7 protein-coding genes are annotated in these 8,421 nt (G+C 74.4%); 4 read left to right on the top strand and 3 right to left on the bottom strand.

The features are described 5' to 3' along the window. A partial coding sequence (locus MNY62_RS24845; protein ID WP_242347021.1) for a four helix bundle protein occupies nt 1-305 on the top strand: 305 nt, incomplete at its 5' end. Between the two features lie 49 nt (nt 306-354). Here the strand turns inward: MNY62_RS24845 and MNY62_RS24840 are convergent. After that, entirely contained in the window at nt 355-816 is a 462-nt protein-coding gene (locus tag MNY62_RS24840) for a four helix bundle protein (protein ID WP_242347020.1), read from the bottom strand. 659 nt (nt 817-1,475) lie between these two features. Continuing rightward, nucleotides 1,476-2,777, bottom strand: a complete 1,302-nt coding sequence (locus MNY62_RS24835; RefSeq protein ID WP_279426868.1) for a hemolysin family protein — start codon at nt 2,775-2,777, stop codon at nt 1,476-1,478. A 177-nt stretch (nt 2,778-2,954) separates the two neighbouring features. Between MNY62_RS24835 and MNY62_RS24830 the strand changes: the two genes are divergently transcribed. After that, nucleotides 2,955-4,106, top strand: a complete 1,152-nt coding sequence (locus MNY62_RS24830) for an Acg family FMN-binding oxidoreductase (RefSeq protein ID WP_242347018.1) — start codon at nt 2,955-2,957, stop codon at nt 4,104-4,106. Here MNY62_RS24830 and MNY62_RS24825 read toward each other — a convergent pair. Continuing rightward, a complete protein-coding gene (locus tag MNY62_RS24825; protein WP_242347017.1) occupies nt 4,076-5,269 on the bottom strand; it encodes a methyltransferase in 1,194 nt (397 codons plus the stop codon). The genes MNY62_RS24830 and MNY62_RS24825 overlap by 31 nt on opposite strands. Before the next feature lie 67 nt (nt 5,270-5,336). On the opposite strand from MNY62_RS24825, the gene MNY62_RS24820 reads away from it, so the two are divergent. Next, complete coding sequence (locus MNY62_RS24820; protein ID WP_242347016.1) at nt 5,337-8,162, top strand: 2-oxoglutarate dehydrogenase E1 component; 2,826 nt, start codon at nt 5,337-5,339, stop codon at nt 8,160-8,162. A 4-nt stretch (nt 8,163-8,166) separates the two neighbouring features. After that, the coding region (locus MNY62_RS24815; protein WP_332842541.1) for a biotin/lipoyl-containing protein at nt 8,167-8,421 on the top strand (255 nt) is incomplete at its 3' end.

Here is an 8,421-nt window from a genome sequence, read left to right as displayed (position 1 = left end):
TCGCCTTCTCCGTCGCACGCGACCTCCTCCTCTCCGTGCTCCGCTGCTCCATCCGCGACGCGAAGCTCCGCGACGAGGCCGTCCGCTCCGCGAAGTCCGCCTGCCTCAACTGCGCGGAAGGGGCTGGGCGCGTCACGCGCGCGGACAAGGCCCGCGCCTTCGCCATCGCTCGCGCGGAAGCCGTCGAGGCGGCCGCCGCCGTCGAGATCGCCGCGCTGTGCGGGGACACCTCGGCCGCTCGCGCCGACGAGGTCGCGCGCATCGCGAGCCGGCTCGTGGCGCTCCTCACCGGGCTCGTGCGCTGACCGCTCCCGCGGCGCGCGCGCCCCGAGGGACGCGCGCGCCGCTGGGCGGTCACACCGACCGCGCGCCGCGGAGCAGCCCCCGCAGCATCGCGCGCAGCCGGACCGCCAGCGCCTGGATCTCCGCGGCGGCGTCGGTCCCGACCGCCCCGATGGCGCAGGCGAGGTCGACCGCCCCGACGACCTCGTGGAGCGAGCCGTCGGAGGCGAGGAAGTACTTGCGCCGCATGGCGGCGCGGTCGTCGGGGAGCCCCTCGCACAGGTTGAGGAACGCGCTCTTGGCCGCGCGGGTGGCCTGATCGCGGAGCTCGGGATCGGCGATGCGCGCGGAGTGGACGCGAACGGCGAGCTCGCGGGCGAAGCGGTACGCGTCGAGGGTCTGGAAGGGGAAGAGGGGCGGGGTCGAGGTGGGGGTGGGCGTGGGGGTCGAGTTCGGGTTGGGGGTAAGGGTCGTGGTCGGGGTGGGGGAAGAGGTTGACCGGCGGTTCAGCTCGAGAAGAACGGTGTTGGGCATCGCGGCCTCCTTCACCCCGGACAGGAGGCCGCGATGCCCAACGCCAGCTCTGAGCCCGCCGCCCATCCACCCGCGCAGAACGATTCAGCCGCCGTGACGGGCAAAGCCCGGCGCGGCGGCTGACGACCGAGGACGACGACCGAGGACGACGACCGAGGACGACGACGACGACCGACGACGACGACCGACGACGACGACCGACGACGACGACCGACGACGACGACCGAGGACGACGACCGAGGACGACGACCGAGGACGACGACCTGGACTGCGACCGGGACCTGGACCGCGAAGTCGAAGTCGAGGTCGAGGTCGGGGTCGGGGTCGGGGTCGGGGTCGGGGTCGGGGTCGGGGTCGGGGTCGGGGTCGGGGTCGGGGTCGGGGTCGAGGTCGGGGTCGGGGTCGGGGTCGAGGTCGCGGTCGAGGTCGAGGTCGGGGTCGAGGTCGAGGTCGAGGTCGAGGTCGAGGTCGAGGTCGAGGTCGAGGTCGAGGTCGAGGTCGAGGTCGGGGTCGGGGTCGAAGTCGAGGTCGAGGTCGAGGTCGAGGTCGAGGTCGAGGTCGAGGTCGAGGTCGAGGTCGAGGTCGAGGTCGAGGTCGGGGTCGAGGTCGAGGTCGAGGTCGCCGTTCGCCCCGTCCCCCCCCTTCGGTCTCCCCGCTCTCTACTCCCCCTCCGCCGCCTCCTCCTCGGTCTTCGGCGGCTTCGGCCGGATCCGGACGAGCCGCACGAGCCGCGGCGAGGCGTCGACGATCTCGATCTCGGTCCCGTCCTCCGTTCGCAGCCGCGCGCCGCGCTCGGGGACGGCGCCGGCGAGCGCGATGCACAGGCCGGCGACGGTCGTGTAGTCCTCGCCCTCGGGGAGGTCGAGCCCGAGGGCGCGGTTCACCTCTCGGATGGGCGCCTCGCCGCGGACGACCGCGGCGCCGTCCGCCTCGGGGTGCCAGAGCGCCTCGGGCACCTCGGTCTCGCCGAAGATGTCGCCGACGAGCTCCTCGACGAGGTCCTCGAGCGTGAGGAGCCCCGCGATGCCGCCGTGCTCGTCGACCACCGCGGCGATCTGCGTCCGGCGGCGCTGCATGTCGCGCAGCACGTGGACCGCCTTCGCCGCCTCCGGGACGAAGTGCACCGGGCGGAGGAGGTCGTCGAGGACGATGAGCTGCCGCTCCCACGCCATCGAGGCGAGATCCTTCGCCATGACGTAGCCGACGAGGTTGTCGAGGGTGCCGTCGTAGACGGGCATGCGCGAGTGCCCCTCCTCGAGGAGCATGCGCTTCAGGTCCTCCTGCGAGGCGTCCCGCGGGAGCGCGACGATGCGGCTCCGCGGTACCATCACGTCGCCCGCGGTGAGATCGCGGAAGGCGAGCGCGCGCGAGGCGATCTCGGCGGTCGGAGCGTCGAGCGCGCCGGCACGGCCGGCCTCGTCGACGAGCTGCTCGATCTCCTCGACGGACAGGCGCGACTCCGTGAAGGTGGTCCGATCGCCGAAGGGGCGCAGGAGCAGGTTCGACGACTGCGTGAGGAGCCACACGAGCGGCCGGGCGATCTGGGCGACGCCGAGGAGCGGCCGGGCGACGGCGAGCGCGTAGCGCTCCGCCGCCCGGAGCGCGATCGACTTCGGGACGAGCTCGCCGAGCACGAGGGAGAGGAAGGAGATGCCGGCGACGACGAGGCCGAGCGCGATCGCGTCGGCGTAGTGCCCGAGCCCGGGGAGCGCGGCGAACGCCGGGGCGATCCTCCGCGCGAGCGAGGCGCCGCCGAACGCGGCCGCGGTGGCGCCGATGACCGTGATCCCGATCTGCACCGTCGCGAGGAACTGCTCCGGGGCGTCGCGCAGCTTCTTCACGGCGCGCGCGGACGCGCGGCCCTCCTCGACGAGCTGGGCGAGCCTCGTCCTGCGGATCGAGAGCACCGCGATCTCCGCGCCGGAGAAGACGCCGTTCGCCAGCACGAGGGCGAGGACGATGGCGAGCTCGACGAGGATGTCGTTCAGGATCGGGCCTCCTCGGGTGGTCTACCACGCGATCCGGTGCCCCGCGGGCGTACCGCCGGCGGTGCCGCCCGGCCGGGGACTCGCGCGGGGCGCGCCGCGGCCATAGCCAGAGTATCACCAGCCTGGTTCCGGTCTGACGCGGAGCGTCAAATGAGCAGCGAGCACGCGGGGCACTCCGCGGAAGGGTCGTCGTTCCCCGAGGGCGGCGGGCCGGCAGAGCGCCTCCGGTTCCTGCTCCGCTACGCGGTGCTCGCCCCGTCGCGCCACAACACCCAGCCCTGGCTGTTCGAGGTCGAGGGCGACGAGGTGCGCCTCTTCGCGGACGCGACGCGCGCGCTCCCCGCCGCAGACCCCGACGGCCGGCAGCTGCTCATGGCGTGCGGCGCGGCGCTCGTGAACCTGCGCGTCGCCGCGCAGCACTTCGGTCACACGATCTCGGTCGAGGTCCTGCCGGGCCACCGCGCGGATGGCCTCGTCGCGCGCGTGCGACTCGAGGAGCGGTGGGCGTCGACGCCCGACGCGGAGGCCATGTTCCACGCGATCCCGCTCCGGCGCACGAACCGGCTCCCGCTCGACGGCCGCGAGCCGCCGGAGGGGCTCCTCACCGCCCTGCTCCGCGAGGCGCGCCGCGAGCGCGTATCGCTCAGGGCCGTCGAGGAGAGAGGGCGGCGCGCGGTGTCGGAGATCGTGGCCGAGGGTGACCGGCTCCAGTGGGCGAGCGGCAGGTTCCGGGCCGAGCTCGCCGCCTGGACGCGCTCCAACTCCTCGAGCCGTCCGGACGGCATGCCCGGCTACTCCTTCGGCATGAGCGACGCCGCCGCCTTCGTGCACCCGCTCGCCGTGCGCTTCGCGGGGGCGGGCCGCGCGGAGGCGGACCGCGACCGGCGCCGGGCGTTCGGGACGAAGGCGCTGCTCGTCCTGTCCACGCCGGGCGACGCGCAGGCCGAGTGGATCGCCGCGGGCGAGGCGCTGCAGCGCGTGCTGCTCCGCGCCACCTGCGCCGGCCTGTACGCGTCGTACTTCTCGCAGGTGATCGAGCTCCCCGACATGCGCCTCCGCCTGCGCGAGGCGATCGGGGAGCGCGGCGTTCCTCAGATCATGTTCCGGCTCGGCTACGGCCTCGAGGTGCGCGCGCCCCCCCGCCGACCGGTGGACGACGTGCTCCGCGGGTTCGACGCGACGCCGGCGCGCCCGCAGCCCCTGGCGCTGTGCGCCCCGCCCGCACCGCCGCCCGGACCCGGCGCGGCGACGGGCGCGCGCCCCGCCGTTGCTCAGCCCGGCAGCGCCGCGCCGATCCGGTAGAGGCGGGTCCGCTCTGCAGCGCGGGCGGCGTGGAGCGGGTCCTCGCGATCCTTCACCCGCGGGTGAGCTGGGCGCGCCTCGCGGACGTCGCGGACGGCGAGCCCGGCGGCGATGGCGAGCGCCTCGACGGCGCCCGGCGGCCGCAGCCCGAGCCGCTCTGCGAGATCCGAGATGACGATCCAGGCCTCGCCGCCCGGCGCCAGCCGTCCGGGCAGCGCGCGCAGCAGCCGCTCCAGGAACCTGCCGCCCGGGTCGTACACGGCGCGCTCGAGCGGCGAGGCCGCCTCGGCGGGTAGCCAGGGCGGGTTCGACACGACGAGGTCGGCCGGCGCGCCGCCCTCGGGGAAGAGATCGGCCTGCACCACCTCGACGCGATCCGCGAGCCCGAGGCGGGCGGCGTTCTCGCGGGCGCACGCGGCCGCGGCGGCCTCGACGTCGGTCGCGACCACCCGCGCGCCGGCGCGGGCGAGGACGAGCGCGAGCACGCCCGTGCCGGTGCCGACGTCGTAGGCGAGCTTGCCCGCGACGGGCCACTCGGCGGCGGCGGCTGCGACGAGGTCCACGTACTCGCCGCGGACCGGAGCGTAGACGCCGTAGTGGGGGTGGACGCGTGCGCCGAGGGCCGGCACCTCGACGCCTCGCCGCCGCCACTCGTGCGCGCCGACGATCCCGAGCAGCTCGCGGAGCGGCAGGAGGCCCGGCGCCACCGGCATCGGCCCGAGCGCCTCCTCGCAGGCGGCGGCGACGTCCGGCGCCCGGGTGAGCGGGATCCGCCAGCCCGACTCCACCGGGACGAGCAGGCGGGTGAGCACCTCGTGCTCGAGCCGCTTCAGGGCGCGCTCCTGGCGGAACGCCTCCGTCAGGTCCCGAGCGGGGGGAGGAGGCAGGCGGGCGGACCGCCGGCCACCGGGCGAACGCCGCCCGTCATCGGACGGCGCGGTGCCGAGCCGCCGCGCCATGGCGGTGAGGAGCTGTCGGGCGTTGTGATAGTCGCCCCCGTAGACGAGGGCCTCGCCGCGCCTCGCGCGGGCGAGGGCGGCCGCGGCGGTGGTGCGGTCGTCGGCGGCGCCGGCCCGCTCCGGGGCAGGCACGAGGTGTGAAAGCCACGCGGCCCGCCGCTCACCGGCGGGGGTGCGCCAGACCAGCAGAGGGGGCGAGGTCACCGGGGAAGCTCGCTGCGGCGCCGTTCCACGAGGCGGCGTTCGGTCGGCCAGTTAAGTATGTCGCGACATGTCATCACCCGAGACCGACCTTCCCGTCCCGGCGCCGAGCGCCAACAACCTGAGCTTCGTCGAGAAGCTGTACTACGAGTGGCTCGCCGAGCCCAGCGCGGTCGACGAGCGCTGGCGCACGTACTTCGAGTCGCTGCCGGCGACCCCCGGGACCGCGCCGGCCCCGGAGGCCTTCGCGCCCCGCCGCCCCAACGGGGCCGCGCACGCCGCCCCCGCCGCAGCGGCGACCGCCTCCGCGGACGCCGCGTTCCAGGCCAAGGTCGACCGGCTCGTCACCGCGTACCGCGAGTACGGCCACCTGCGCGCCGATCTCGATCCGCTCGCGCTCACCCGTCGCGCGGAGCGCTTCTCGCTCGCGGCGTTCGGGCTCTCCGAGGCGGACCTGGACCGGCCCGCCGCCGACCCGGAGGGGCGCCGCGGGGAGACGCTGCGCCAGCTCGTGGCGAGGCTCGAGGAGACCTACTGCCGCACGCTCGGGGTCGAGCTCGCGCACATGCACGACGCCGACCTGCGCGGCTGGATCGAGCAGCGGATGGAGCGGACGCGCAACCGCGTGTCGCTCGACGCCGAGGTGAAGAAGCGGCTGCTCGAGAAGATCGTCGAGGCGGAGACGCTGGAGCAGTACCTCGGCACGAAGTTCCTCGGCGCGAAGCGCTTCAGCGTGGAGGGGGCCGAGGGGCTCCTGCCGCTCTTCGAGCTCGCGGTGGATCGCGCCATCGGCCACGGCGTCCGCAACGTCGTCATCGGCATGGCGCACCGCGGCCGCCTCAACGTGCTCGCCAACGTGGTGGGCAAGCCGCTCCGAGACATCTTCGCCGAGTTCCGCGACGCGGCCATCGTGAACGCCGGCGGGGGCGACGTGAAGTACCACCTCGGCTTCTCCTCGGACCGCGAGAGCTCCGAGGGGGTGCTCGTCCACCTGTCCCTCGCGTTCAACCCGAGCCACCTCGAGTGGATCGACACGGTGGTGCAGGGGCGGGTGCGCGCGAAGCAGGATCGCTACCGCGACACCGACCGCCAGCGCTCGCTGCCGATCCTCGTCCACGGCGACGCCGCGTTCGCCGCCCAGGGCGTCGTCGCCGAGTCGCTCCAGATGTCGGAGCTCGAGGCGTACACGGTGGGCGGCACGATCCACGTCATCGTGAACAACCAGGTCGGCTTCACGACGTCGCCCCGCGACGCGCGCTCCACGACCTACTCCACCGGCCCCGCGCGCATGCTGCAGATCCCCATCATCCACGTGAACGGGGAGGACATGGAGGCGGTCGCCCAGGCGGTGCTGCTCGCCGTCGACTTCCGCCAGCGCTTCCACCGCGACGTGGTGATCGACCTCTGGACCTACCGGCGCCACGGCCACAACGAGGGGGACGAGCCGGCGTTCACGCAGCCCGTGATGTACCGGGCCATCTCGCGCAAGCCGACGCTCAAGGCGCTCTACGCGCAGGCGCTCGTGAAGGAGGGGACGCTCGCGGCCGGAGAGCTCGAGCAGATGGTGGCGCGCTACCGCGCGCGCCTCGAGGAGGCGTACCAGGCCTCGGCGAAGATCGCGGTCCAGGCGGGCGCCCCGCCGATGACCGGGTTCTGGAAGGACTACCGCGGCGGGACGATGGGGCGCGAGGAGCCGCCCACCGGCGTCGCGCCGGATCTCCTGCGGAAGGTGGGCGAGCTGCTCGTCGAGGTCCCGCGCGGCTTCCGGGTGCACCCGAAGCTCGCGAAGGTGCTCGAGGCGCGCGCCCAGATGGTCCGCGGCGAGAAGCCGCTCGACTGGGCGATGGCGGAGGAGCTCGCGCTCGGCACGCTCGCGTGGGAGGGCACGCGCATCCGGCTCTCCGGCCAGGACGTGCGGCGCGGCACCTTCAGCCACCGCCACGCGGTGCTCTACGACCAGGAGTCGGGCATCCCGTACTCGCCGCTCTCCCACCTGCGGAGCGGCCAGGGCCCGGTGGAGGTCCGCGACAGCCTGCTCTCGGAGGCGGGCGCGCTCGGCTTCGAGTACGGCTACAGCCTCGAGATGCCGGACGCGCTCACGGTCTGGGAGGCGCAGTTCGGCGACTTCGTCAACGCGGCGCAGGTCATCGTCGACCAGTTCCTCTCCTCCGGAGAGGCCAAGTGGAACCGGCTCTCCGGGCTCGCGCTGCTCCTGCCGCACGGCATGGAGGGGCAGGGCCCGGAGCACTCGTCGGCGCGGCTGGAGCGCTTCCTCGAGCTGTCGGTGGACGACAACTGGCGGGTGGTGAACCTCACGACGCCCGCGCAGTACTTCCACGCCCTGCGCCGGCAGGTGCGCTCGCCTTACCGCAAGCCGCTCGTGGTGATGTCGCCGAAGAGCCTGCTGCGTCACCCGCAGGTCGTCTCGCCGCTCGATCAGCTCGTGCAGGAGCGGTTTCGCCCGGTGATCGGCGACGAGTCGGCCGACCCAAGGGAGACGACGCGCGTCGTCCTGTGCTCGGGCAAGCTCTACTACGACCTCGCCGCCGCGCGGGAGGCTCAGGGTGCGCGGCACGCGGCGATCGTGCGGCTCGAGCAGCTCTACCCGCTCGACGTGGCGTCGGTGCGGGACGCCATCGCGCGCTTCCGCCCGGGGGTCGAGATCGTCTGGTCGCAGGAGGAGCCGTCGAACATGGGCGCGTGGGACTACGTGAACGCCCAGCTCGCGCCGAGACTCCCGTCGCGGGTCGCCCTCGTGTCGCGGGCGCCGTCGGCGAGCCCGGCGTCCGGATCGGCGACGCGCCACCGGCTCGAGCAGGAGCAGCTCGTGCGCGAGGCCCTCGGAGAGCCCGTCTCGCGGATCCGCGCGGAGCGCGCGGCCGCCCAGGAGCGCTGAAGACATGTCCATCCAGCTGAAGGTCCCGTCTCTCGGAGAGTCGGTGACGCAGGCCACCATCGGCGCCTGGCTCAAGAACGAGGGCGAGCGCTTCCAGGTGGACGAGCCGCTCGTCGAGGTCGAGAGCGAGAAGGCGACGGTGGCGGTGCCGGCGCCCGCGGCGGGCGTCCTGCGCCGCGTGCTGAAGCGCACCGGCGATACCGTCGCGGTGGGCGAGGCCATCGCCGAGCTCGAGGAAGGCGCCGCCGCGGAGGCGTCC

The sequence above is a fragment of the Anaeromyxobacter terrae genome, from assembly GCF_022690685.1.
Lineage (GTDB): Bacteria > Myxococcota > Myxococcia > Myxococcales > Anaeromyxobacteraceae > Anaeromyxobacter > Anaeromyxobacter terrae.
The sequence above is the reverse complement of the archived record's forward strand: the minus strand, read 5'-3'. Positions and strand labels throughout refer to the sequence as shown.

Coding starts and splice junctions, on each gene's coding strand:
- MNY62_RS24830 (WP_242347018.1), top strand. CDS start 2,955: ATGAGCAGCGAGCACGCGGGGCACTCCGCGGAAGGGTCGTCGTTCCCC.
- MNY62_RS24840 (WP_242347020.1), bottom strand. CDS start 816: ATGCCCAACACCGTTCTTCTCGAGCTGAACCGCCGGTCAACCTCTTCC.
- MNY62_RS24820 (WP_242347016.1), top strand. CDS start 5,337: ATGTCATCACCCGAGACCGACCTTCCCGTCCCGGCGCCGAGCGCCAAC.